The organism is Brachybacterium sp. NPDC056505 (assembly GCF_042794925.1).
GTDB lineage: Bacteria > Actinomycetota > Actinomycetes > Actinomycetales > Dermabacteraceae > Brachybacterium > Brachybacterium kimchii.
In genome coordinates this window covers 25,784-48,958 of record NZ_JBHTSV010000022.1, presented here as the reverse complement: position 1 = coordinate 48,958, position 23,175 = coordinate 25,784, and the positions used below count along the sequence as shown (strand labels likewise).

Annotated in this window: 22 protein-coding genes; 6 read left to right on the top strand and 16 right to left on the bottom strand. The window is 70.9% G+C overall.

The window, feature by feature from the left end:
• Positions 1 to 7: 7 nt before the first annotated feature.
• On the top strand, positions 8 to 643 hold the full coding sequence (locus ACFQ53_RS11820) for a hypothetical protein (RefSeq protein WP_377859867.1): 636 nt from the start codon (positions 8 to 10) through the stop codon (positions 641 to 643).
• A 57-nt stretch (positions 644 to 700) separates the two neighbouring features.
• Here ACFQ53_RS11820 and ACFQ53_RS11815 read toward each other — a convergent pair whose 3' ends face one another.
• The 3 genes from ACFQ53_RS11815 to ACFQ53_RS11805 form a co-directional block, all read right to left on the bottom strand.
• Entirely contained in the window at positions 701 to 1,351 is a 651-nt protein-coding gene (locus ACFQ53_RS11815) for a heme oxygenase (biliverdin-producing) (protein WP_377859865.1), read from the bottom strand.
• Between the two features lie 182 nt (positions 1,352 to 1,533).
• A complete protein-coding gene (locus ACFQ53_RS11810) occupies positions 1,534 to 2,643 on the bottom strand; it encodes a GuaB3 family IMP dehydrogenase-related protein (protein WP_377859863.1) in 1,110 nt (369 codons plus the stop codon).
• A gap of 25 nt (positions 2,644 to 2,668) precedes the next feature.
• Positions 2,669 to 3,376: an exonuclease domain-containing protein gene (locus tag ACFQ53_RS11805; protein WP_377859860.1), complete on the bottom strand. Its 708-nt coding sequence runs from the start codon at positions 3,374 to 3,376 to the stop codon at positions 2,669 to 2,671.
• A 119-nt stretch (positions 3,377 to 3,495) separates the two neighbouring features.
• Between ACFQ53_RS11805 and ACFQ53_RS11800 the strand changes: the two genes are divergently transcribed.
• Positions 3,496 to 3,921: a VOC family protein gene (locus ACFQ53_RS11800; RefSeq protein WP_377859858.1), complete on the top strand. Its 426-nt coding sequence runs from the start codon at positions 3,496 to 3,498 to the stop codon at positions 3,919 to 3,921.
• Positions 3,922 to 3,958: 37 nt separating this feature from the next.
• Here the strand turns inward: ACFQ53_RS11800 and guaB are convergent, their stop codons facing one another.
• From guaB to ACFQ53_RS11785, 3 genes are all read right to left on the bottom strand, one after another.
• Positions 3,959 to 5,458, bottom strand: a complete 1,500-nt coding sequence (gene guaB / locus ACFQ53_RS11795; protein ID WP_377859856.1) for an IMP dehydrogenase — start codon at positions 5,456 to 5,458, stop codon at positions 3,959 to 3,961.
• Positions 5,459 to 5,561: 103 nt separating this feature from the next.
• The gene (locus tag ACFQ53_RS11790; RefSeq protein ID WP_377859854.1) at positions 5,562 to 6,764 is read right to left on the bottom strand and encodes a hypothetical protein; all 1,203 of its coding nucleotides are present in this window, start codon (positions 6,762 to 6,764) and stop codon (positions 5,562 to 5,564) included.
• The gene (locus ACFQ53_RS11785; RefSeq protein WP_377859852.1) at positions 6,761 to 7,888 is read right to left on the bottom strand and encodes an ABC transporter permease; all 1,128 of its coding nucleotides are present in this window, start codon (positions 7,886 to 7,888) and stop codon (positions 6,761 to 6,763) included. Before ACFQ53_RS11785 ends, ACFQ53_RS11790 begins: the two co-directional genes overlap by 4 nt.
• A 76-nt stretch (positions 7,889 to 7,964) precedes the next feature.
• On the opposite strand from ACFQ53_RS11785, the gene ACFQ53_RS11780 reads away from it, so the two are divergent.
• The gene (locus ACFQ53_RS11780; RefSeq protein ID WP_377859850.1) at positions 7,965 to 8,573 is read left to right on the top strand and encodes a TetR/AcrR family transcriptional regulator; all 609 of its coding nucleotides are present in this window, start codon (positions 7,965 to 7,967) and stop codon (positions 8,571 to 8,573) included.
• A gap of 16 nt (positions 8,574 to 8,589) precedes the next feature.
• Here the strand turns inward: ACFQ53_RS11780 and ACFQ53_RS11775 are convergent, their stop codons facing one another.
• The 10 genes from ACFQ53_RS11775 to ACFQ53_RS11730 form a co-directional block, all read right to left on the bottom strand.
• A complete protein-coding gene (locus ACFQ53_RS11775; protein ID WP_377859848.1) occupies positions 8,590 to 9,387 on the bottom strand; it encodes a hypothetical protein in 798 nt (265 codons plus the stop codon).
• Positions 9,384 to 10,367 carry a pseudouridine synthase gene (locus tag ACFQ53_RS11770; protein ID WP_377859846.1) on the bottom strand — a complete coding sequence of 328 codons (984 nt, stop codon included), beginning with the start codon at positions 10,365 to 10,367 and terminating at the stop codon, positions 9,384 to 9,386. Before ACFQ53_RS11770 ends, ACFQ53_RS11775 begins: the two co-directional genes overlap by 4 nt.
• Complete coding sequence (locus ACFQ53_RS11765) at positions 10,367 to 11,053, bottom strand: hypothetical protein (protein WP_377859844.1); 687 nt, start codon at positions 11,051 to 11,053, stop codon at positions 10,367 to 10,369. The genes ACFQ53_RS11770 and ACFQ53_RS11765 overlap by 1 nt, the downstream gene beginning before the upstream one ends.
• Before the next feature lie 259 nt (positions 11,054 to 11,312).
• The gene (gene groL, locus ACFQ53_RS11760; RefSeq protein ID WP_249478865.1) at positions 11,313 to 12,902 is read right to left on the bottom strand and encodes a chaperonin GroEL; all 1,590 of its coding nucleotides are present in this window, start codon (positions 12,900 to 12,902) and stop codon (positions 11,313 to 11,315) included.
• 3 nt (positions 12,903 to 12,905) lie between these two features.
• Entirely contained in the window at positions 12,906 to 13,202 is a 297-nt protein-coding gene (gene groES, locus ACFQ53_RS11755; protein ID WP_152351674.1) for a co-chaperone GroES, read from the bottom strand.
• Between the two features lie 258 nt (positions 13,203 to 13,460).
• Entirely contained in the window at positions 13,461 to 14,369 is a 909-nt protein-coding gene (locus ACFQ53_RS11750; RefSeq protein WP_377859841.1) for a metallophosphoesterase family protein, read from the bottom strand.
• Positions 14,370 to 14,632: 263 nt separating this feature from the next.
• Positions 14,633 to 16,351, bottom strand: coding sequence for an ABC transporter family substrate-binding protein (locus tag ACFQ53_RS11745; RefSeq protein ID WP_377859839.1), 1,719 nt, complete (start codon positions 16,349 to 16,351; stop codon positions 14,633 to 14,635).
• Positions 16,352 to 16,562: 211 nt separating this feature from the next.
• Entirely contained in the window at positions 16,563 to 18,329 is a 1,767-nt protein-coding gene (locus ACFQ53_RS11740; RefSeq protein ID WP_377859837.1) for an ABC transporter ATP-binding protein, read from the bottom strand.
• A 14-nt stretch (positions 18,330 to 18,343) separates the two neighbouring features.
• Complete coding sequence (locus ACFQ53_RS11735) at positions 18,344 to 19,348, bottom strand: ABC transporter permease (RefSeq protein WP_377859835.1); 1,005 nt, start codon at positions 19,346 to 19,348, stop codon at positions 18,344 to 18,346.
• A gap of 7 nt (positions 19,349 to 19,355) precedes the next feature.
• A complete protein-coding gene (locus ACFQ53_RS11730) occupies positions 19,356 to 20,342 on the bottom strand; it encodes an ABC transporter permease (RefSeq protein ID WP_377859833.1) in 987 nt (328 codons plus the stop codon).
• 248 nt (positions 20,343 to 20,590) lie between these two features.
• On the opposite strand from ACFQ53_RS11730, the gene ACFQ53_RS11725 reads away from it, so the two are divergent.
• The 3 genes from ACFQ53_RS11725 to ACFQ53_RS11715 are packed head-to-tail and all read left to right on the top strand — an operon-like array spanning position 20,591 to position 23,172.
• Entirely contained in the window at positions 20,591 to 20,905 is a 315-nt protein-coding gene (locus tag ACFQ53_RS11725) for a hypothetical protein (RefSeq protein ID WP_377859831.1), read from the top strand.
• A 15-nt stretch (positions 20,906 to 20,920) separates the two neighbouring features.
• Complete coding sequence (locus ACFQ53_RS11720; RefSeq protein WP_377859829.1) at positions 20,921 to 21,901, top strand: zinc-binding alcohol dehydrogenase family protein; 981 nt, start codon at positions 20,921 to 20,923, stop codon at positions 21,899 to 21,901.
• Complete coding sequence (locus tag ACFQ53_RS11715) at positions 21,898 to 23,172, top strand: SAM-dependent methyltransferase (RefSeq protein WP_377859827.1); 1,275 nt, start codon at positions 21,898 to 21,900, stop codon at positions 23,170 to 23,172. The genes ACFQ53_RS11720 and ACFQ53_RS11715 overlap by 4 nt, the downstream gene beginning before the upstream one ends.
• Positions 23,173 to 23,175: the final 3 nt, after the last annotated feature.

Here is a 23,175-nt window from a genome sequence, read left to right as displayed (position 1 = left end):
GGTCACCATGACCGTCCCGCCCCCTGCCTACGGCCCCTCGAGCCCGTACCCCTCCGAGCCCGCCTACCAGGCGCCCCCGAAGAAGCGCGGGCTGAAGCGCATCATCTTCGGCGCGCTCGGCATCGTCGCGAACCTCATCGGGCTGGTCGTGATGCCGTTCGTCGCCCTCGCCATCGTGGCAGTCGTCGTCGTGACGAACGCGGATGCCACCTCGCTCGGGTCCGAGAGCGGGAGCGTCAAGGCGTCCGGCATGTCCATGTACTACGTGTACGTCCCCACCGAGGAAGCCGACGGGGCCACGTGCTCCGTGTCCGGCGGCGACACCTCCATGGACAGCACCTCGGGCGAAGGGATGACGGCCACCGTCGACGGCGCCTCATACACCGCCGTGGGCACGTTCAACGTCTCGGGAGACCAGACCGTGCAGGTCTCCTGCGAGGGCGCGAGCGACGTGGCCGTCGCGGACGTCGGGATGACGGGTGTCCTGATCGCCGCGGGCGTCGGCTTCGGCATCCCGATCCTGCTCGGCATCATCGCGCTGATCCTGCTCATCTGGGGCATCGTCGCGCGCGTGCGCTCCTCCCGGCAGATCCGCGAGCACATGCAGCAGCACCAGCAGTTCCAGGGCTACCCGCAGTACTGATCCCCGTGGAGAGCCCGTTCCGTCGGCCGGCAGGATCAGCCTGTCGGCCGACGGGGATCAGCGCGGGTCGAGCGCCGCGAACAGGGCGCCGGCGAGCCGGTAGCCCTCGCGCGCCTCGGCGAGGAACTCCTCCTGCACGGCGGGATCGGTGATGTCGTCCAGGCGCGCGCGGTAGGCGTCCTTCACGCGCTTGGGGGCGTCGATCTCCGAGAAGTCCCACATGGTCAGCTGCTCGCGCGGGACGGCGTAGTGCCGAGCGACGAGCGCGCCGATGGCCTGTCCGCCCGAGAGGTCGCCGAGGTAGCGCAGGTAATGGTGCGCGAGCAGCGCGGGCACGGAGGCGCTGCGGATCCGGTCGGCATAGGCGGCGGTCGCAGGCAGCGGCGCGGTGAGTGAGACGCCGTCGACCACGGGGGCGGCGCCGAAGCGCGCAGCGAGGTCTGCGCGGATCGCCTCGGCACGGGCGAGGCGCGGATCGTGGAACGACGCGGCGAGCGCGGAGCGCGCTGCGGCCGTCTCGATCGCCTCCTCGAGCGCGACATAGAGCGGGAGGTACTGGCCCAGGAGGCGCCAGTAGTCGAGCTCCCCCAGCTCACCGCCCATGAGCGCGGTGATGAAGCCCTTGCTCTCGGCGTCCGAGTGCTCGGCGCGCGTGGCGTCGCGCAGACGCTGGGCGAAGGGCGCGGCGGGGGTGTCCAGAGCGGTCATCGTCGTCTCCCGGGGGCGCATGCCACTTCGTTCTGACGTGGCGTCAGGACAAGTGGACCACGAGCGACGACCGGATGCAAGGGCACCCTTACCCGCTGGACAGGTTCGACGGGGTGCCAGGTGCCATAGCGCCGCAGCCGGGGACGACGCGTTCGCCGACGTCCGGCACCTCGGGACCGGGATCAGCGGGTGGTGACGACCTCGATGCGCTGGAACTCCTTGAGTTCCGTGTAGCCGGTGGTCGCCATGGCGTGACGCAGGGCGCCTACGAGGTTCGTGGTGCCCTCGGCGCTCAGGCCCGGGCCGAAGAGGATCTGGTCCAGCGGGGCGACGGTGCTGACCTCCACGCGGTGACCGCGCGGCAGCGTCGGGTGGTGCGCCTCGCTCCCCCAGTGGTAGCCGCGGCCGGGGGCCTCCTCGGCGCGCGCGAGGGCCGCGCCGACCATCAGGCCGTCGGCCCCGCAGGCGATCGCCTTGACGAGGTCGCCGCTGCGGCCCAGGCCGCCGTCGGCGATGACGTGCACGTAGCGGCCGCCGGACTCGTCCATGTAGTCGCGGCGCGCGGCGGCCACATCGGCCACGGCGGTCGCGAGAGGCACCTGGATGCCGAGGGTCTCGCGGGTGGTGTGGGAGGCGCCTCCGCCGAAGCCGACGAGCACGCCCGCGGCGCCCGTGCGCATGAGGTGCAGGGCCGCGGTGTAGGTCGCGCAGCCGCCCACGATCACGGGGACGTCCAGCTCGTAGATGAAGCGCTTGAGGTTCAGCGGCTCGCGCCCCGAGGAGACGTGCTCCGCAGAGACGGTCGTGCCGCGGATGAAGAAGAGGTCCACGCCCGCGTCGACGACGGTGCGCCAGTGCTCCTGCGTGCGCTGCGGCGAGAGGGAGCCTGCGGCAGTGACCCCGGCCTCGCGCAGCTGGCGGATGCGCTCGGTGATCAGCTCGGGCTTGATCGGCTCCTCGTAGGCCTCGCGGAGGACGTCGACGACCTCCTCCTCGCTCGCCGAGGTGATGCGGTCCAGCTGGGGAGTCGGGTCCTCGTAGCGGGTCCACAGGCCCTCGAGGTCGAGCACGCCCAGACCACCGGCGCGACCCAGGGCGATCGCGACCTCCGGGGAGACCACCGAGTCCATGGGGGCCGAGAAGATCGGGATGTCGAAGTGGTAGGCGTCCACCTGCCAGGCGGTGGAGACGTCCTCGGGGTCGCGGGTGCGCCTGGAGGGCACCACCGCGACGTCGTCGAAGCTGTATCCGCGGCGTCCCCGCTTGTTCCGGCCGATCTCGATCTCGCTCATCACCATGACAGTCTACCGGGGCTCCTCACAGCGGCCAGCTCAGCGGCACGTCGGGCGTCTTGCCCTTCTTCTGCAGGAACTCGTTGAAGTTCTTCGCCCAGTCCAGGTGCCAGGCGATCTGCTGCTGGTGCAGCTCGGCGAGGGTCGTCCCGCCCAGCTGCGGGAAGGCGGCGACCTGGGCGCGCAGCACGTCGAGCGTGCCGGAGACGTCCACATCGGCCGTGTGCAGCCTGCCGTCGGTGACCACGCCGTAGTGCTCCATGAGGGCGCTCAGGGTGCGCTTGCCCTTGCGGAAGCGGTCCACGCCGCGGTCGATGACCAGCGGGTCGAGCATCGGGGCGACGTCGTGCCCGAGTCGCTCGGCGAGGGTGGGCAGCCCCAGACGACGCAGCTCGTTCTCGAGGATCTGGAGGTCGAAGCTGCCGTTGAAGGCGATGAGCGGGACCTCCTTCGCGAGCGCCTCGGCCAGCATGCTCGCGACCTCCTCGAGCGCAGGCGCGGGCTGCATGCCGTGCTCGCGCGCGTGCTCGGTGGAGATGCCGTGCACCTTCCGGGCGGGCTCGGGGATCTCGACTCCCGGGTCGATCAGCCAGGTCGCGATGGTCTCGTTCTCGCGCCCCGGACCGGCGGAGTGGACGAGTGCCGCGGTGACGATGCGGTCCTGCGCGACGTCGGTCCCGGTGGTCTCGGTGTCGAAGCCCAGCAGCGGGGCCTGCGTCCAGGGGATGCTCATGGCGACCACCCTATGCGCGCTCCCCGACGTCCGAGACCGCGCCGGCGGGGCTGTGGACGACAGGTATGTGGGGAGGACGGGTGTGGGGAGGACGGGCGCGAGGCGTAGGGTCGGTCCGCATGAACGCTCCTGCGCCCTACCTGCACTTCCCCGGCACCGCCCGCGAGGCCCTGGAGTTCTACCAGGGGGTCTTCGGCGGCGAGCTCAGCGCGCACACGGCCGCCGAGATGGGCCGCGAGGACCTGCCGGGCGACGCCATCGCCCACGCGCAGCTGCGCGGCCCGGTCGCGCTGTACGCCTCGGACTCCGCGGGCGACGCCCCGCTGCGGCTCGAGGGCCTCATGCTCGCCCTGCTGGGCGCCGCTGACCCCACGACCCTGCGCACGTGGTTCGCGCATCTCGCGGCCGACGGCGAGGTCGTCGAGGATCTGCAGCGGCGACCGTGGGGAGCGTCCGACGGGCAGGTCCGGGACCGCTTCGGCGTGCTCTGGCTGATCGGCTACGAGCACAGCGGCGAGACGGACCCCGCCTCCCGCGCCGAGTAGTCGATCGGCGACCGACTGGTCGGTCGGCCGGCCGGGCTCAGTGCGCCGAGTAGTTCGGCGCCTCCATGATCGCGGCCATGTCGTGGGGGTGGGACTCCTTGAGACCGGCCGGGGTGATGCGCACGAACTGGCCGCGCTCCTTGAGCTCGCCCACGGTGTTCGCGCCCACGTAGAACATGGACTGGTGCAGGCCGCCCGCGAGCTGGTGCAGCACGGTGCCGAGCTTGCCGCGGTAGGAGACGCGCCCCTCGATGCCCTCGGGGACGATCTTGTCGTCGCTCTCGACGTCGGCCTGGAAGTAGCGGTCCTTCGAGAAGGACTTCTTGCCGCGCGAGGCCATCGCGCCGAGCGAGCCCATGCCCCGGTAGGACTTGAACTGCTTGCCGCCCACCAGCACGATCTCGCCCGGGGACTCCTCGGTGCCGGCCAGCAGCGAGCCCAGCATGACGGTGTCCGCGCCCGCGACGAGCGCCTTGGCGATGTCGCCCGAGTACTGCAGGCCGCCGTCGCCGATCAGCGGGACGCCCGCGGGCTTCGTGGCCTTGGAGGCCTCGTGGATCGCGGTGACCTGGGGGACGCCGACGCCCGCAACCACGCGCGTGGTGCAGATGGAGCCGGGGCCGATGCCGACCTTGACCGCGTCGGCCCCCGCGTCGACGAGCGCCTGCGCGCCCGGGCGGGTGGCGACGTTGCCGCCGATGACCTGGACGCCGGCGAAGGCGGGGTCGCTCTTGATGCGACGGATCATCTCGAGAGCGAGGCGCGCGTGGCCGTTCGCGGTGTCGACGACGAGCACGTCGACCCCGGCCTCGGTGAGGGCGCCCGCACGCTCGAGGGAGTCGCCGAAGAAGCCGACGCCGGCGCCGACCAGCAGTCGACCCTGGGCGTCCTTCGAGGCGTCGGGGAACTGCTCGGACTTCACGAAGTCCTTGACGGTGATGAGGCCGGTCAGGCGGCCCTCGGCGTCGACGAGCGGGAGGCGCTCGCGCTTGTTGCGGCGCAGCCGGGCGGTCGCCTCCTCCTGGGAGACGTCGCTGGGCGCGGTGAACAGCTCAGTGGTCATCACGTCGCGCACGCGGGTGCCCGCCCAGTCGGCGACGGGGATGAAGCGCAGGTCGCGGTTGGTGCAGATGCCCAGCAGGCGCTCGTCGGCGTCGACCACGGGGAGGCCGGAGACGCGGTACTGGCCGCAGATCTCGTCGAACTGCTCGAGCGTCGCGTCGGGGCCGATGGTGACCGGGTTGGAGATGCGGCCGGTCTGGGTGCGCTTGACGAGGTCGACCTGGTGGGCCTGGTCCTCGATCGAGAGGTTGCGGTGGAGGATGCCGATGCCGCCGTGGCGGGCCATCGCGATCGCCATCCGCGACTCGGTGACGGTGTCCATGGCGGCGCTCGCGAGAGGCACGCGCAGGGTGATCTCGCGGGTGAGCCGACTCGAGGTGTCCACCTCGGAGGGGATCACATCCGTCTCGCCCGGCAGCAGCAGGACGTCGTCATAGGTCAGGCCGACAAAACCGAAGGGGTCCGCACTCGTCATGCACCGATGCTACTCGGGGTTCCGGGGGCACCGGCAGGGCGCTGGGACGTGGGACGGGCCACGCCCTGCGCCCTGCCGATGCGGTGCGGCGCGCGCCGTGCGCTCAGGCCGCCGCGGCGGCGACGGCGAGCGCGGTGCTCGTCTCCTCCTGCTCGGTGAGCATGGCGAAGAGGTGCCGCCGCTTCTGCCGGAGGGTTCCCAGTGCCGCGAGCAGGACGCCGCCCAGCATCCAGGCGAGCAGCACGAGCACCGGCACCGTGAGGGAGGCGTCGTCGAAGTAGAGGGCGTCGCGCACGCCGGAGATCCCCTGTGCGGAGAAGATCCATGTGTGCATGCCCCGGTAGAAGCCGCCGATCATGTCGAGGGGCGCGGCGACCCCGGAGCTCGACATGCCGAGCAGGGGGATCAGCAGGATCGCGATCGGCATCGCCCCGGGCCCCATGCTCAGCATGAGCCCGCTGGTCACGGCGCAGGCCGTGAGGCTCAGCAGGAAGAGCATCACCCAGGGCATGATCGCGACGCCGCTGAAAATCCCGAAGACCGCCCAGCCGTAGACGATCATCCCGGTGGCGAACACCGCGGGCATCACGATCCCCAGCGCCAGGCGGACCTTCGACCCCGTGGGCATGAGGCTCAGGATGATGCCCGTCATGAAGCCCCCCAGGATGGTCCCGAGGGAGAGGTACAGGGCTGCCGTGCCCGACGGGTCGTGGTCCTCGAGCGGGACGACGTCGCGCTCCGTCGGCTTCTGGTCCTGCTGCTGGGCGACCTTGTCGAAGAAGCTCGTGACGGCCCCGGTGACCTGTCGTCCGTTCGCGCCGGCGTAGTAGACGACGCCCTTCTCCGGGTCGTAGGCCCCGCGCAGGTCGTGCTCGGCGATCTGCGTCTTCGCCGCGTCGACCGAGGCCACGCGCGTGACGTCGAAGGAGTTCCCCGAGGAGTCCTGGAGGTTCGTGACGAGGTCGTCGGTCTCGGAGGCGGAGCCGATCACCGCGACCTCCATGTGCCGCGGCGAGCTGTGGGTGGTCATGCCGGTCATGACCACCGGCATCACGAAGAGCATGAACAGCGGGAGGAGCATGCCGACCGTGAGCATGCGCCGTGTCGTGAGCTTCCGATCGACCGGCGGCCCGGGCTTCTTGGTCGGGTCGCTCATCGCGCCGATGGCCGAGGCGGCCGGCGCGGAGGAGAGCCGTTCCAGCAGGGTGCCGCGCGGGGGCGTGCTGTCCTGGGCGCGGTCGCCCATCGGTGCCTCGTTCCTGGGCTCCCCGTTCTCGGGGGCCTCGTGGGTGCCTGTCTCGTTCATGCCAGTCCCTCCTCGGGGGCGCGATGGCGGGGCGCCTGGGGCGCGTGCTCGGTCGGGTCCTCCGCCTCGTCGTACGCGGTGAACATGCCGCCCTCCGGGTGCGCGCGCAGGTGCTCGCGCTCCTCGGTGACGACGCTCGTGGCCGGATCGGCCGACGGCGAGCGCAGGGTGCCCAGCCAGACCAGGCCCGCGCCCACGAGCAGCCAGGTGACCAGGAGCAGCACCCAGGTGCCGATGCCGTGGGCGTCGAAGTAGAGGACCCGCCGAAGCAGCTCGCCACCCGCGCCCGAGGGAAGCAGGCGATGCAGGACGCGGAAGAACCCGGGGAGCATGTCGGGTGTGGCGGCGACTCCCGAGGCGGGCACCCCGAGGATCACGAAGAGGCTGATCCCGACGAGCGTCGACGCCTGACCGAGCAGACCCGCGAATCCCAGTTGGACGACGGAGGCGGTGAGGAACAGGGAGCCGCCGATGAGCGCGGCGCCGACGAGGTGGTGGTCGTAGACGCCGTAGAAGCCGAAGCAGACTCCCGCGGTGAGCACACCGGCGACCACGGACATGAGCACCTGCACGGCGAGCTTCACGGGCAGGCGGACGCCGCGGGCGAGGCTCGTGAGCATGGTGGCGGTGACGTAGCCGGCCACGAGGCACGCGGTGAGCATGTACATGAAGCCGGTGCCGGTGGAGTCGGCGGCGGTGGTCCCGCGCAGGTCCTTGACGTGGAGGGTCTGGTCGGTCTTCTGGGCGACCTCCTCGAAGATGCTCTGCGCCGCGCTCGTGGCCTGGGCGCCGCCGGCGGAGGCGACGTAGAGGCTGCCGTTCGAGGGGTCGTAGGCGGCGCGGGCCTCGAGGTCGGTGACGGCGGTCTTCGCCGCGGCACTGTCGGCCACGGTGGTGACGTCGACGGCGTCCCCTCCCTCGGCCTGCAGCTGCTGGGCGATCTGCGGAGCGTCCTTCGTGCTCTCGACGACCGCGAGCTGCATGTGGTCGGGAGCGGGCTCGAGCATCGCCGAGAGGTACGAGCCGGGGTAGGCGAAGGCCATGAAGACCGGGAAGAGCATCGCCATGAGGATCATGGGCAGCGGGGCGCGTCGAGCGGCGCCCGCGAGTGATGGCATGGACATGAGGGCGATTTTTTACAGTCGTCACTCTGCTTGACAACTGTAAGTGAATGTCGTCACGCGCTGGTAGCCTGGGGCGATGGACAGCAGCGAGGGGCCCGCACCCACGGGCCGGGGCGAGGCGGGCCGCGCCGTCGAGGATGCGCGCGTGCTGCGCTCGCGGACCGCGGTGAAGGACGCCTTCGAGGCGCTCTCGCGCGAGCAGGGCCTCGAGACGATCTCGATCTCCCAGCTGTGCAAGGCCGCGGGGATCTCGCGGCCCACCTTCTACCAGCACTTCGCGGACATCGACGACGTCTACGCGTCCGTGGTGCGCGATCGCCTCGAGGCGGGCGAGCGGAGATTCATGCAGGAGGCCCCGGACGAGGACCCGCTCGAGCACATCCTCGAGCGCCTGAGGCAGGGCGAGATCGAGGCGTCGCCCGCGCTCGATGCGCGCGAGGCGCTCCCCCGCGCACGCTCGGTCGTCTTCGACTGGCTGTGCGAGCGCGTGACCCGCAGCGTGATCGGCGCCGAGCCCGTCGACCTCGATCCCTCCCAGCGCCGCCGGATCGAGTTCGCCGTCGGCGGGCTGATGGCCGTGCTCGGCACGCGCTATCTCCGCGCCGACGGGGCCATGGAGTCCCCTGAGGAGGCGGCCGTCGTGCGCGAGGCCATGGGCGCGGTGCTGAGCCCGCTGCGGCCCTGAGCACGCCCCGCCCGGATCACGTCTCCCGGCGATCGCTCCCCGGACCGCGCTCGGCCTCGGTCGCGGCGGCGCGCGTGAGGTCGCCGGGCCGGGCGGGCTCCTTGCCGCCGAGGACCCGCCGGCGGCGGTCGAACTCGGCGAGGAAGGCCGCGGGATCGTCCTCGTACGCCTGTTCCCAGGGCATGCCGATCCTGGCGGCGGATTCCCGGTCACGCTCGATGCAGTGGGCTCGGCGGTGCGCGGCGACGAGCACCGCGCGGGGCGGCTGCACGGGCAGACCGGCGCTCTCCTGCAGTGCGCGGAAGCCGTCGAAGGAGGCCCCGTCCCAGCCGGACTCGGGGACCACCCACTCCTCGCCGTCGGCGAAGGCGATCACGCCGATCCCGCCACGGACGGCGTCGGCCTCGATGCGCACCACGTCCGCGCCCGCCCGCACCCCTGCCGTGCGCAGCCCGCGGACCCGGCGCAGCGTCCCGCTCTCGGCATCGAGGAGGACGGTGCGGTGCACGATGATCAGCGGCACGAGCGCCCACAGGGCGACGAGCGCCCACACCGCGAGCACACCCACGAGGTACTGCACGATGCCGGGCGCGAGCAGCCGCACCAGCAGGTCGTCCTCCCCCGCCCGCAGTCGCCCGAACCTCCACGCCTGGATGCCGGCGGCGGGGAACGCGCCCAGCAGCAGTGCGAGCAGCGGCAGACCGATGAGCGCCCCGGGCAGGTATCGGGCGCCCAGGGTCGGGCCGACGACGAGCAGCCCGCGGCGCGTGCAGCGGGGCCGGGGCTCGGCGGCGGGGCCGGGGGTCGCGCTCATGGAAGCTCCTGCTCGCTGCCGAACGCGCGGTCCCGGCCCGTCACGGGGTCCGTGAAGGCGAGCTCCTGGGAGAGCAGGGCGAGGGGCGCGGTCGCGGGGACGGCGTGCGGGTAGAGGTCGTCGCCTGCCATCGGGGCGCCGCGATGGGCGAGCTGGGCGCGCAGCTGGTGGGTGCGGCCGGTGCGCGGGTGCAGACGCAGCACGAGGCTCTCGCCTCGCGCCCCGGCGCCGCCCACCGCGGGGCTCACCTCGGCGCCCGCCGCCCGGAGCACCTTCCCCTCGGTGAGGGCGTTCGGCTCTCCGGGGACGACGCGCGTCTGCAGCTGTCCGTGGGTCTTCTCGAGCCGGTCGCGCATCGTGAAGCGCTCGCCCGCACCCCGCGGGATCTGCACGGTTCCGCTCGCCTCGACCCGCGCGAGGTAGGTCTTGCGCACCTCCCCGCGGGCGAAGAGCCCCTGGTAAGCGGCGCGCTCGGCCGGGACGATGCCGAAGGCGAGCACGCCCGCGGTGCGGCGGTCCAGGCGGTGCAGCGGGGCGAGGGTCTCGATGCCCGTCGCGCGGCGCAGACGGATCAGGGCGCTCGCGAGCACATGGGCCCCGCGCGGCATCGTCGCCATGTCGTGCGGCTTGTCGACGACGAGCAGATGGTCGTCGTGCAGCAGGACCCGCGGGTCCGGGCCGTCGATCTCCTCGTCCCGCAGTTCGCGGTGGAACCAGAGCTCGTCGCCGGGCCCGACGGGATCGGACGCCGACCACGCCCGGCCGTCGGCCCTCACCACGTCGCCCGCGTCGAAGCGGGAGGCGAGCGCCGTGGCCGCGGGATCGAGCAGCGCGGGGAAGCGGGCCGCCAGGGCGTCGAGGGCGTGCGGCGCATCGGCCCCGTCCGCCGGCCCGACCTTCCAGCGCACGGGATCCAGCCCGTCCCGCTGGGGCAGGGGCGGCGCTGCGCGGCGCGCCCGGCGCCGGGCGGCGCGGCCCATCACAGGCCCCAGATCGCGAAGGTCACCGCGTTGTGGGCGATGTAGAAGAGCACGAGCATCGCGAGCAGGAGGTTCGGGTGGGCCTCGGCGAGGGAGATCCAGTCGCGGTGGGTGCGGCGCAGCTCCTCGACGCCGATGGACTCGATCTGCTCGATGGGCACTCCGGCGCCGCGGGCGCGGCGCAGCGTCTCGAGCTGGGCGCGGGGGCCGAACACGCGGCCGGAGACGACGGCGAGGCGCGTGCCGTCGGGCCGCAGCAGCTCGAGGGCGTCGAACATGGATCCGGAGTCGAGCAACTCGGCGGCACGGCCGGGGCGCCTGATGTCGCGGATCGCGACCACGCTGCCCACCTCGTCCCAGTCCGCGGTGCGGGTGCGGCGGCACAGGCCGCGCAGGCGGAAGCCGTGCTCGTCGACCTGCAGCCAGATGGTGAGGGTGCGCAGGGCCCACCCGATGGTCACCAGCAGCACGATCACCCAGATCAGCAGCGGGAGGGTGAAGACGGCGTCGTGGCCGAGGCGCGCGTCGTGCCACAGGTGCTGGCCCAGGAAGCTCGTGAGCACGAGGAACTCGAGCACGCCGGCGCAGAGCGCTGCGGTGATGAGGGTGCCGACGACGCCGCTCGCGGCGGGCCCGTAGACGCGCTCGGGCATCGCCTCGGGGGCGTCCGAGCTGATGGGGTCCACGGCGCTCCCTTCGTTCCTGCTCCGTGCCTGCGGCGTGCATGATGCGTGCGTGGCGACGGCATGCTGGGGTGCTCTGCCGACGCGCCGACGGGTTCTGATTCTAGGGTCCCGCTCCCCCGTCCCTGGGAGCACTCCGCATCGCGTCGCGCACCGCCCGGGGACGGCTCCTCCCGGACCGGTGATCGCCCGGCCCCGGACAGCGCGGCGCCCCGCCGGAGGGACTCCGACGGGGCGCCGCGCTCGAGGGGCGGGAGGGGACTCAGTCGTCCTCGTCCTCGTCCTTCTTCTCGACCACGAGGGTCTCGGTGGTCAGCACCAGCGCGGCGATGGAGGCCGCGTTGCGCAGGGCGCTGCGGGTGACCTTCACCGGGTCGATGATGCCGGCCTTCACGAGGTCGACGTACTCGCCGGTCGCGGCGTCGAGGCCGTGGCCGACCTCGGCGTCCTTGACCTTCTCGACGACGACGTAGCCCTCAAGGCCCGCGTTCTCGGCGATCCAACGCAGCGGCTCGACGAGCGCCTTGGCGACGGCGCGTGCGCCGACGGCCTCGTCGCCCGCCAGGCCCAGCTGCTCGGAGAGGACGGAGGACGCCTGCACGAGCGCGCTGCCGCCGCCCGCCACGATGCCCTCCTCGATGGCCGCACGAGTCGCGGAGACCGCGTCCTCGATGCGCATCTTCTTCTCCTTGAGCTCGACCTCCGTGTGGGCGCCCACCTTGATGACGGACACGCCGCCGGCGAGCTTCGCGAGGCGCTCCTGGAGCTTCTCGCGGTCCCAGTCGGAGTCGGTGGCCTCGATCTCGGAGCGGATCTGCGCGACCCGGTCCGCGACCGCCTGGTCGTCACCGGCACCGCCCACGATGGTGGTGGTGTCCTTGGTGACGACGACACGGCCGGCGTGGCCCAGCACCTCGGTGCCCACGGACTTGAGGTCCAGGCCGAGATCGGGGGTGACGACCTGGGCGCCGGTGAGCACCGCGATGTCCTGGAGCATGGCCTTGCGGCGGTCGCCGAAGGCCGGGGCCTTCACGGCCGCGCCCTTGAAGGCGCCGCGCAGCTTGTTCACGACGAGCGTGGACAGGGCCTCGCCGTCGACGTCCTCCGAGATGATGAACAGCGGCTTGCCGGACTCGACGACCTTCTCGAGCAGCGGGAGGATGTCGGCCACGGCCGAGATCTTCCCCTGGTTGAGCAGGACGTAGGCGTCCTCGAGGACGACCTCCTGGCGGTCCGCGTCGGTCACGAAGTGCGGGGAGATGTAGCCCTTGTCGAACTGCATGCCCTCGGTGAAGTCCAGCTCCATCGCCGTGGTGGAGGACTCCTCCACGGTGATGACGCCGTCCTTGCCGACCTTGTCGAAGGCCTCGGCGAGCAGCTCGCCGATCTCGCGGTCCTGGCTCGAGATGGCGGCGACGTCGGCGATCTGGTCCTTGCCCTCGATCTCGATGGCGACCTCGCCGAGCTGCGCGGAGACGGCCTCGACCGCGGACTCCATGCCGCGCTTGAGCGCGGAGGGAGCGGCGCCGGAGGCGACGTTGCGCAGGCCCTCGTGCACGAGCGCCTGGGCGAGCACGGTCGCGGTGGTGGTGCCGTCACCGGCGACGTCGTTCGTCTTGGTGGACACCTCCTTCGCGAGCTGCGCGCCGAGGTTCTCGTAGGGATCCTCGAGCTCGACCTCGCGGGCGATGGTCACACCATCGTTCGTGATGGTGGGCGCGCCCCACTTCTTGTCGAGGACGACGTTGCGGCCCTTGGGGCCGAGCGTCACCTTGACGGTGTCGGCGAGCTTGTCGACCCCGCGCTCGAGGGCGCGGCGCGCTTCCTCGTCGTAGATGATCTCCTTGGCCATGGATCAGGCCTCGACGATCGCGAGGATGTCGCGGGAGCCCAGGATCAGGTACTCCTCGCCGGAGTACTTCAGCTCGGTGCCGCCGTACTTCGAGTAGACGACCTTGTCGCCGACCTTGACGTCCAGCGGGATGCGCTGGCCCTTGTCGTCGAAACGGCCCTCGCCGACGGCGACGACGGTGCCCTCCTGGGGCTTCTCCTGGGCGGTGTCCGGGATGACGAGACCGGACGCGGTGGTCTGCTCAGCCTCGGTGGGCTGGACGACGACGCGATCCTCGAGGGGCTTGATGGAGACCGACATGCGGCTCACTCCTTCGTGTTCTAAGACTCGACGTGAGTTCTGGACGGGTTCCCGGTCCTGGTCGTCGTCGCGGTGCCGACCCGGGGGAACCCGGTCGCGGCGGCCATCTGGCACTCTCGGCCGATGACTGCCAACGACGCCACTCTAGAACCCGCTCTGGCACTCGCGCAACACGAGTGCTAACCCTCGGGACGGCTGTTCGCCGTGGGCCGAGAGCGAGGTCGGCCGGGGGCGGCGGCGGGCCGGCACGGAGCGGGCTCAGCGCCCGGCGGCGCCGAGGATCTGCGCGACGACGTCGGGCCCGAACTCGTAGACGGGCCGCTCGGGATCCTCGCGGGTGTCGCCGCCGCTGGCCCACTCGGCGCTCGTGGCGCGTACGCCCGGGGCTCCGGGGGCGTCGATCTCCACGAGCTGCGCGCCCGAGCGCGCCCCGGCCCGCTCGACGCCGCCGGCGGCGAGAGGGTCGACGACGTTGGTGATACCGGGGCCGACGAGCACGGGGATGCCGGCGATGCTCCCCGTCATCGGGTGGTGGTAGTGGCCGGACAGGATCGCGCGCACGTCGCTCCCCGCGAGGGCGTCGGCGAGCGCGTCGAGGCCGTCGAGGTCCAGGCCCCGCAGCAGTGGCGTCGCGCCGACGAGCGGCGGGTGGTGGATCGCGAGGACCGTCGGCCCGTCCGCCTCTCCCTCGGCGGAGACTCCCCCGGCGGGCGCACCACTGGCGGCCGGTGCGGCGAGGACCTCCCGCAGCCACTCCAGCTGCTCGGGGTCGAGGTGCCCGTAGCCGGCGCCCGGGACGCTCGAGTCCAGGATGATCACGCGCCCGCCGCGGGGCAGCGCGTGAACCCGGTCCTGCCAGGGACCCCCGTGGTCTCCGGGGCCCGCGACCTCGGCGTATGCGGCGGGCACGTCGTGGTTGCCCATCGTCACCACGAGCGGCGCACTGAGCGATGCGGCAAAGGGGTCGAGGAGCTCGTGCAGCAGGCGGTAGCTCGCGACGCTGCCGTCGTCCGAGGCGTCGCCCGTGTGGACCACGACGTCCACATCCTCGATCCCGCGCACGCGCGCGAGGACCGCCCGCAGGGCGGCGGCGGTGTCGATGCGGTCGTAGTGGCGGGAGGCGGGGTCCCCGTAGAGGTGGGTGTCCGTCAGCTGCAGGATGCGCATGGCGCCAGCCTACGAGGGGAGGCCGACGGAGCGGGCCCGTCGTGGCTCACCCGTGGCGCCCGAGCACCCCGAGGGCGAGGTACATGAGTCCGGCGAGGGCGAGGCCCGCGCTCACCCAGGTGATCGAGCGCGCGGCCCGTGGCGATCAGCGCGCGCATGTACTCCGCTCTCCTCTGTTGGGGACACCTTCGTACGCCCCGGCGCCGCACACGACGCAGGGCCGCCCCGCACGGTTGCGGGACGGCCCTGGGCGAGGAGCGCGATCAGCCCTTGAGCTTGTCGGAATCCTTCACGTAGCCGACGAGGGTCCAATCGATGTCGGCGAAGCCCTTGGCACCGAAGTTCGCCAGGTCGTCGTTCTGGACGTAGAAGTCGTACGACTGCCACAGCGGGAGCGTGCCGGCCAGCTCCCACAGTCCTGCATCGGCCTGGTTGATGAGGTCGAGGCGCTTGGCGTGGTCGGTCTCGACGGCGGCCTGATCGATGACCTTGTCGGTCGCGTCGTTACCGATCTTTCCGAAGTTCTGACCGCCCTTGGTCTTCCAGATCGAGTCGCCGCTGGAGAGGAACGGGTTGCCGATCCAGCCGAACAGCGTGATGTCGAACTCCTGGGCGCCGATGTACTTCGAGAAGAGATCTGTCGGCGGGACCTTCTGCACCTTCATGTTGATACCCACAGCCTTGAGCTGCTCCTGAACCACGGGCACCACGGCTTCATTGGTCTTCGAGCCGTCGTTGTAGACGTACGTCAGCTCGAGCTGCTTGCCGTCCTTCATGGCCTTCTCGCCCTCGAGCTTGTAGCCCGCTTCCTCGAGCAGCTTCTTGGCCGCGTCGGGATCGTACTTGCCGTAATCCCCCGAGTTGTCCTTGTACCCCTCCTGGTTCGTCATGAGGAGGCGGTTGTTGAGCTGCTCGGGGTTCTTCGGGTACGGCATCGTGGAGTTCACCGAGAGGAAGACCTCCTCGCGATCGATGGCCCGGAAGAAGGCCTGGCGCACCTTCTGGTCCGACAGCGGGCGGCCCTTCGATCCGTTCAGGGTCAGGTGGGTCCAGTCCGGTCCGGCGGACTTCCGCAGGGTCGCGCCGTTGCCGATCATCGGCTTCACGACGGAGTACTGGGCAGGGACCGTGGTGTTGAGCGCGTCGAGCTGACCGTTCTGGAAGGAGGTCGCCGAGGCGGAGGGGTCTTCGATGGTCGTGAAGAGGACCTGGTCGAGGAGCGGCTTGTCTCCCCACCAGTTGTCATCCGGCTCCAACAGGACCGTCTTGTTCGCCGCATCGATCTTGCCCACCTTGAAGGGACCGGCGGTGACCTTCGGCTCCTTGAGCCATCCCTCGTTGTACGCCTTCGCGGACTCCGCGAGGGAATCCGGCATGACGGAGATCAGACCCATCCAGTCCGCGTACTTCTCCTTGAAGGTGATCTTGGCGATCAGCTCGCTGTCACCCTGCTCGACCTTGTCGATGAGCGTGTACCCCTCGGTCGACGCGACCTGGTACTCCTCGTCCTTGCCGCTCTGGATCGTGATCACATTCTCGATCGACTTGAAGTCGATCGGGGTGCCGTCCGACCACTTCATGTCGGGGTTCAGCTCCACCTCCACGACCTGCGGGTCCTCAGAAGTGAGCTCGATGCGCTTGGTGTACTGCGGATTCGCGGCGACCTCACCCTTGGCATCGGCCTTGATGAGGGAGGGGTACACGAGCGCCATCATCTCCGAGGTGTTCGCCTCCGCTCCGTCGACGTGGAAGGAGTTCCAGTTCGCGGGGAACGCGTTGTTGGACAGACGCAGCGCGCCGCCCTCGCCCAGCTCGCTGCGATCCTTCGGGTTCATGTCATTGGAGTCAGCCGCAATGGCCTCGCCATCGCCGCTCCCACCGGACCCTCCGCCCTGGCCGTTGTCCTGGCTGCAGCCCACGAGGGCCACACCCGTCACGGACAGCGCTGTCGCGCCGAGCATGGAACGCCGCGTGAATCGCATATGTCTCTCCTTCATGCGCGCACCCCGATCCTTTCGGGGCGGCTTCTCGAATCCCCCTCGGCGCCCGTTCCGACCTCCGATGGCCAACGTGACGTGGTGCACAAGGTGTGACCAGCATACGAACGGTAGGTCACAACGTCGTCCATCTGAGCAGGGTGTTATCCATTCGCAACGTTCTACACGCGGGGCACCATCCAGGCGCGGATGGTCCTCACGAGGTCGACAGGCTCCCGGTCCCGACGCCGCCGTGGCCCTGCCCCTGGAACGCCTGGGCATCGATCACGTTCCGACTGCGCGTGCGCGCGACTCGGGGATCCGGGATCGGCACGGCGGCCAGCAGCTCCTTGGTGTAGTCGTGCTGCGGATCGTCGAAGACGCGCTCCGTCGGCCCGGACTCGACGATCTGCCCCTTGCTCATCACGGAGATGCGGTCGGAGATGTGGCGGACCACCGAGAGATCGTGCGAGACGAAGAGGTAGGACACGCCCAGGCGGGTCTTGAGGTCTGCGAGCAGCGCGAGCACGCCCGCCTGCACCGTCACGTCCAGGGCCGACGTCGGCTCGTCGAGGATGATGAGCTTCGGATCGCAGGCGAGGGCGCGGGCCACGCCCACGCGCTGCCGCTGGCCGCCGGAGAACTCCGTGGGAAAGCGCGAGGCGTGCTCAGGCTTCAGCTCGACGGTCTTGAGCAGCCAGTCCACCCGCTCGTTCATCTTCTTCGTGCTGTACCCCTGCACCCGCATGGGCTCCTTGAGGATGTCGCCGATGGGCATGCGGGGATCCAACGAGGCCATCGGATCCTGGAAGACCAGGGTGACCTCGGAGCGCAGCTTCGCCCGCTCCTTTCGGCTGAGCGAACCCGTGGGCCGTCCGTCGATGCGGATCTCGCCCTGCTGCGGGGTGCGCAGCTGCATGATCTCCATGAGAGTGGTGGTCTTGCCGCAGCCCGACTCCCCCACCAGGGCCATGCATTCGCCCTCGCGGATGTCGAAGGAGATGCCGTCGACCGCGCGCTGCTCGCCCACCTTGCGGCGCACCACGGCGCCCTTGGTGATCGGGTAGATGCGGTGGAGGTCCTCGACCTCGAGCACGACGGGTCGGGCCTCCCGCGGACGGGAGTCCTCCGAGGTGGCGACCTCCGCGACCTTCCGCATCGCCGCTCCGGCCACGCTCCCGCCCTGGGCGCCCTGATCGATCCGCGGGACGGCCGAGAGGAGGTTCCGCGTGTACTCCTCGCGCGGCTCGTAGAAGATCTGTTCGACATCTCCGGTCTCGACCATCTGCGCGTCCTTCATCACGAGCACGCGATCCGCGAAGCCCGCGACCACGCCCATGTCATGCGTGATGAGGATGGTGGCCGCGCCCAGCATCTCCTGCGCGGACTTCAGCAGCTCCATCACCTGGGCCTGGATGGTGACGTCCAAGGCGGTGGTGGGCTCGTCGGCGATGATCAGCTCGGGCTCGTTGGCGATCGCCATCGCGATCATGACCCTCTGGCGCATGCCGCCCGAGAACTCGTGCGGATACTGCTGTGACCGGCGCTGGGGCTCCGGGATTCCCACAGACTCCAACAGCTCGATCGCGCGATCGGCCGCCTTCTGCTTGCTGACGTCCGGGTGATGGATGCGCACCACTTCGGAGATCTGGTCGCCCACGGTGAAGACGGGGGTCAGCGCCGAGAGCGGGTCCTGGAAGACCATCGAGATGGTGTCACCGCGCAGCTGGGAGAGCTCGCGATCGTTCATCATGAAGATCTTCTTGCCCATCAGCTCGATGTCGCCGGTGATCTGGGCGGAGCCGGGAAGCAGGCCCATGACGGCCAGCGAGCTCACGGACTTGCCGGACCCGGACTCCCCGACGATGGCCAGGGCCTCGCCGGGGCGGACCTCGTAGCTGAGGTTCTGCACGGCCTGGACATGGCCCGCCTCGGTCTCGAAGCCGACGCTGAGGTCCGTGACGGTCAGGATGGGATCGCTCATTGCTGCTGTTCCTCTCAGACCCGGCTCGAGCCGCTGGTCGGGTCGAGGGCGTCGCGCAGCGCTTCGCCCATCAGATTGACGGAGATGACGAGGGCTGCCAGCACCATGGCCGGCGGAATCCAGGTCCAGGGGGCGGCGATGTTGTATGCCTGCAGCACTGTGCCCAGCGAGACGTTGGGGTACTGGATGCCGAAGCCGATGAACGACAGGCCGGTCTCCCCGAGGATCGCGGCGCTCACGCCCAGCGTGGTGTCGATGATGATCCAGCTGGCGATGTTCGGGATGATGTGCCGCACGATCGTCGTCACCGGGTTCACGCCCATGAAGCGCGAGGCCTCCACATACTCGGTGCGCACCAGTTGCTGCGTCATCGCCCGCAGCACACGGGCGGTCAGCATCCACGAGAAGACCGCGAGCAGCGGGATCAGCCACAGCCAGCTCGCCTGCTGGAGCACCGGGCTGAACAGCATCAGCAGCAGCAGTGACGGGATCACCAGGAACAGGTTGATGAGGTTCACCAGCGCGCCGTCGACGAAGGCGCCCCAGCGGCCCTTGTAGCTCACATACCCGGCGACGGTGCCCACGATCAGGGCGAGCACCGTGGTCAGGAGCGCGGTGCCCGCACCGATGACGAGCGAGATCCGCAGGCCCACCATGGTGCGCGCGAAGATGTCGTAGCCGTTCTCGTCGACACCGAACCAGTGGTATTGCGAAGGGCCCGTGAGCGCATTGCGGAGGTCCCGCTCGAAGGGTTCGTACTGGTAGGCCATCGGGGCGAAGATCGCGCCGAGGATCAGCAGAAGCACCACCACCATGCCGATCAGAGCACCGGGGTTGCGCAGGAACCGCCGGCGCAGCAGCTCGCCGCGGCCGATGGATTCGAGCGACCGCGCATCACCCTCGGGCGGCTCGGCCTCGCTGGGCGGCATCCCCTCGAGCACCGAGTTCGCCCGGTGGTCGGTCTCGACCTGCAGAGCGGCGGCGTCGTCCGTGCCGCGCATGTCCGAAGGATTCGTCATCGTGCGATCACCTGATCCTCGGGTCGAGAATGCCCTGCAGGAAGTCCGCGAACGTCGCGGAGAGCAGAGTCAGAATGCCGGTGTAGAGCACGACGCCGGCCGTGCCGTTGATATCCGCGATGCCCACGGCCGAGACCGCATAGCGCCCCACGCCCTGCCAGTTGAACATCAGCTCCACGAAGAGAGAGCCCGTGAAGGCGCTGCCCACCGCGAAGGCGAAGTACTGGCCCATGGGGATCAGCGCCATCCGCAGTCCGTGGCGGTTCATCGCCTTGCCGCGCGTCAGGCCCTTGGCGCGGGCCGTGCGCAGGTAATCGCTGCCCAGCACATCGAGCGTGGTCACCTTCATGTACCGCGAATAGCTCGCGGCGGCGAAGATCGCGAGCACGATCGTGGGCATCACGATCGCCTTGGATTCATAGAGGAACGCGTCCCAGCCGTGCAGCAGCGGGTTGACCGGATTGATCGCCGGAAGCCCGAAGCCCGTGCGGTTCTGGATCGCCTGGTTGATCTGCTGGACCACCAGGATGACGACAGGCGTCGGGAGGGAGACGATCACGAAGGACAGCAGCGTCGCTCCGCGGTCGCCGAGCGAGTGGCGACGCACTGCAGTGAGCATCCCGACGGCGACGCCCAAGACGGTGCCGATCACGGTCCCGAGCACCACGAGTCGAAGGCTGATCGGGATCCTCTGCTTGAGAACCTCGAGCACGGGACTCAGATCCTTGTTGGTGCCCGTGGTGACGCCCAGATCGCCGCGCACGAGGCCGCCCAGCCAATTGGCGTACCGCTGGAAGACGGGGACGTCCGGGTTGATGTTGCGGACGTTGAGGTATGCGTCGGCAGTGGCCTCGGGGATGGGTTTCGTCGCGATCGGCGGGTACAGCACCTCTTCGGGGTGCATGAGCGACGCCGCCAGCAGGTAGGCGAAGCTCGTCGCCAGGAACACGAGGATCACGTACGTGAGCACCCGTATCGAGATGAACCTAACCACGGATGCTCCTCGGGACGTGCGTCGTCATCTGCCAGCAATTCCTTTCACTGCCCATGGGGCCGGCCGTCGCGCAGCACGGGCTCCGTGCTCGAGAAGGGGCACGGCACCTGTGCCGTGCGGGTCACCGACCCCCACTCGGGCGACCGCTGCTCAGCGCCTCAGCGGCGCTCGGCCCCACCATAGTGGCGTGGATCGGTGATCCCGTGCACAGTACGGGTCCGGTGTACCCGAATCGTTATGCTCCTGTCATGACAGCGGTCCATGTGCTCGTGCTCGTGGCCGGCGTCGTCGCCGCGATCGTCCTCTCCGACCTGCTGGGACACCGAGGCATCGGGGCCTGGCCCGTCGGCCTCCTCGCCCTCGTGCTCGTCCCGGTCGCCGGATACTTCTACAGCCCGTGGATCGCGGCGCTCTCCCTGGGTCTCGCCTTCGGTGCAGGAATCATGCTGCTGGGAACGCGCATCCGCAGCCTGATGCGCGAGCGGCGCATCGTCCGGGACGCCCGCGAAGCCCGGAAATCCGCGACGGAGTCGATGCTTCGCCGCAACGACGGGGCCCCCTGATCCACAATGGATCCCATGCGCCAGATCACCCTTCCCGCGTTCGGCGATCCCGACGTGCTCCGCCTCGAGGACGCCCCCGCCCCGCAGCCCGCCCCCGGCGAGGTCCTCGTCCGCGTCGCCTTCGCTGGGCTCAATCCCCTCGACTACAAGCTGCGCGACGGCTCCTCCGGCCGCGCCTCCGCGCTCACCCTGCCCGCCGTGCTGGGCCGCGAGATGGTGGGCGAGGTCCTCGGGGCCGGCGAGGGCGTGGACCTGGACGCCCTGGGCATGCCCGTCGAGACCCGCGTGTTCGGCGTCCGCGACCTCGGCGACATGCGCGGCACCTATGCCGAGCAGGTCGCGATCCCCGCCGCCGACCTCTCCCCCGTCCCCGACGGCGTCCCCGCGGCCCAGCTGCCCGTCTTCGCGGGCCTCGCGCTCGCGGGCTCCACCGCGCTCACCGCCCTCGAGGACGACGCCGAGCTCGCGCCCGGCATGACGCTGCTCGTCCACGGCGGCAGCGGCGGCGTCGGCCAGATGCTCGTCCCGCTCGCCCTGCGCGCCGGAGCCCCGACGGTCTGGGCGACGGGCCGCTCCGCGAACGCGCAGCGCCTGCGGGACCTCGGCGCGCGGCCCATCGCCTACGACACCGAGGACTGGGAGCAGGCGATCGACACTGCGACGGAGGGCCGCGGCGTCGACCGCATCATCGACGCCCACTACTTCGACACGTTCGTGCCGAGCCTCGATCATCTCGCGCCCGGCGGCAGGATCGTCGCCCTGCCGAGCCTCGCCGACGTCGCCCCGGCCCGCGAGCGCGGCATCGATGCGCGCGTCACGAAGATGGCCCCGAGCCCCCAGCGCCTGGCCGCGCTCGCCGATGCCGTCGCGGACGGCACCCTGGACGTCGAGGTCAGCACCGTCCTCGCCCCCGCGCAGATCGCCGAGGGGCACCGCATGCTCGAGGACGGCCACACGCGCGGCAAGATCGTCCTGGACCTCAGGAAGACCGCGTGACCGAGGGCCCCGGGACCCAGGGGCTCGAGCAGGTTCTCGAGCCCTCCGGCTGGAAGCTTCTGCAGTCCCTGCCGCCCTACGACGAGCGCGAGGCGCTCCGTCTCGGCGCGCGCCTGCGCGAGGCCGGGCACGCCCCGGAGCTCGTCGCCGCGGTGCTCACCCAGGCGAAGCTGCGCGCGAAGGGCCGCGACAAGTTCGGCGAGTTCGCGGATCGCATGCTCTTCACGGCCGACGGTCTCGAGCAGGCCACGCGCCTGCCGATCGCCGCGCTGCACGCACGGCGTTTCCGCGACGCCGGCATCTCCTCGCTCGCGGACCTCGGCTGCGGGATCGGCGGGGACGCGATGGCCGCCGCGGCCCTGGACCTCGAGGTGCTCGCCGTCGACCGCGACCCGACCACCGTCGCCGTGGCCACCGTGAACCTCATGCCCTTCGAGGGCGCCCGCGCCGAGCTCGGCCAGGCGCAGGACCACGACCCCGCCCGCACCGAGGGCATCTGGCTGGACCCCGCCCGCCGTCGGCCGGCGGCGGGCCGCGCCTCCGGGAGCGTGCGCCTGCGCGACCCCGAGGAGTACTCGCCCCCGCTCTCGACCGTGGTGGACCTCGCCCGCCGCCTCGGGCAGGCCGGAACCGGCCGCGGCGGGGCCCACGAGAACGGCGCTCTCGGAGCGAAGCTCGGCCCGGGCATCGACCACGACGCCCTGCCCGCGGACACCGAGACCCAGTGGCTGTCCTGGCACGGCCAGGTCCTCGAGGCGACCTGCTGGTTCGGCCCGCTCGCGTCCGAGGGCACCCAGCGCAGCGCGCTCGTCATCGACCGCGGGGGCGCGCGCCGCCTCGCGCCCCGCGGCACCCCCGAGGCCGACCCGCACACCGGTGACCTGGGCGCGCACCTGTACGAGCCCGACGGCGCCGTCATCCGCGCGGGCCTGCTGGGAGAGGTCGCCCGCGATCTCGACGCCCGCACCCTCGACCCCACGATCGCCTATCTCACGAGCGACCAGCGGATCTCGACGCCCTTCGCCTCCGGCTACAGCGTGCGCGACGTGATGCCCTTCTCCCTCAAGCGCCTCTCCTCCTATCTGCGCGAGCACCGGCTGGGGATCCTCGAGATCAAGAAGCGCGGCACCGCCGTCGAGCCCGACGAGCTGCGCAGGAAGCTGCGCCCGCGCCGCTTCGGCGAGGAGCGCGCCACGCTCGTCCTCACCCGGATCGCCGGCGAGCAGCACGTCATCGTCGCCTCCCCGCACCCCAGGCCGCCGGGAGACTGATCC

Coding starts and splice junctions, on each gene's coding strand:
- ACFQ53_RS11820 (WP_377859867.1), top strand. CDS start 8: ATGACCGTCCCGCCCCCTGCCTACGGCCCCTCGAGCCCGTACCCCTCC.
- ACFQ53_RS11815 (WP_377859865.1), bottom strand. CDS start 1,351: ATGACCGCTCTGGACACCCCCGCCGCGCCCTTCGCCCAGCGTCTGCGC.
- ACFQ53_RS11810 (WP_377859863.1), bottom strand. CDS start 2,643: ATGAGCGAGATCGAGATCGGCCGGAACAAGCGGGGACGCCGCGGATAC.
- ACFQ53_RS11805 (WP_377859860.1), bottom strand. CDS start 3,376: ATGAGCATCCCCTGGACGCAGGCCCCGCTGCTGGGCTTCGACACCGAG.
- ACFQ53_RS11800 (WP_377859858.1), top strand. CDS start 3,496: ATGAACGCTCCTGCGCCCTACCTGCACTTCCCCGGCACCGCCCGCGAG.
- guaB (WP_377859856.1), bottom strand. CDS start 5,458: ATGACGAGTGCGGACCCCTTCGGTTTTGTCGGCCTGACCTATGACGAC.
- ACFQ53_RS11790 (WP_377859854.1), bottom strand. CDS start 6,764: ATGAACGAGACAGGCACCCACGAGGCCCCCGAGAACGGGGAGCCCAGG.
- ACFQ53_RS11785 (WP_377859852.1), bottom strand. CDS start 7,888: ATGTCCATGCCATCACTCGCGGGCGCCGCTCGACGCGCCCCGCTGCCC.
- ACFQ53_RS11780 (WP_377859850.1), top strand. CDS start 7,965: ATGGACAGCAGCGAGGGGCCCGCACCCACGGGCCGGGGCGAGGCGGGC.
- ACFQ53_RS11775 (WP_377859848.1), bottom strand. CDS start 9,387: ATGAGCGCGACCCCCGGCCCCGCCGCCGAGCCCCGGCCCCGCTGCACG.
- ACFQ53_RS11770 (WP_377859846.1), bottom strand. CDS start 10,367: ATGGGCCGCGCCGCCCGGCGCCGGGCGCGCCGCGCAGCGCCGCCCCTG.
- groL (WP_249478865.1), bottom strand. CDS start 12,902: ATGGCCAAGGAGATCATCTACGACGAGGAAGCGCGCCGCGCCCTCGAG.
- groES (WP_152351674.1), bottom strand. CDS start 13,202: ATGTCGGTCTCCATCAAGCCCCTCGAGGATCGCGTCGTCGTCCAGCCC.
- ACFQ53_RS11750 (WP_377859841.1), bottom strand. CDS start 14,369: ATGCGCATCCTGCAGCTGACGGACACCCACCTCTACGGGGACCCCGCC.
- ACFQ53_RS11745 (WP_377859839.1), bottom strand. CDS start 16,351: ATGCGATTCACGCGGCGTTCCATGCTCGGCGCGACAGCGCTGTCCGTG.
- ACFQ53_RS11740 (WP_377859837.1), bottom strand. CDS start 18,329: ATGAGCGATCCCATCCTGACCGTCACGGACCTCAGCGTCGGCTTCGAG.
- ACFQ53_RS11735 (WP_377859835.1), bottom strand. CDS start 19,348: ATGACGAATCCTTCGGACATGCGCGGCACGGACGACGCCGCCGCTCTG.
- ACFQ53_RS11725 (WP_377859831.1), top strand. CDS start 20,591: ATGACAGCGGTCCATGTGCTCGTGCTCGTGGCCGGCGTCGTCGCCGCG.
- ACFQ53_RS11720 (WP_377859829.1), top strand. CDS start 20,921: ATGCGCCAGATCACCCTTCCCGCGTTCGGCGATCCCGACGTGCTCCGC.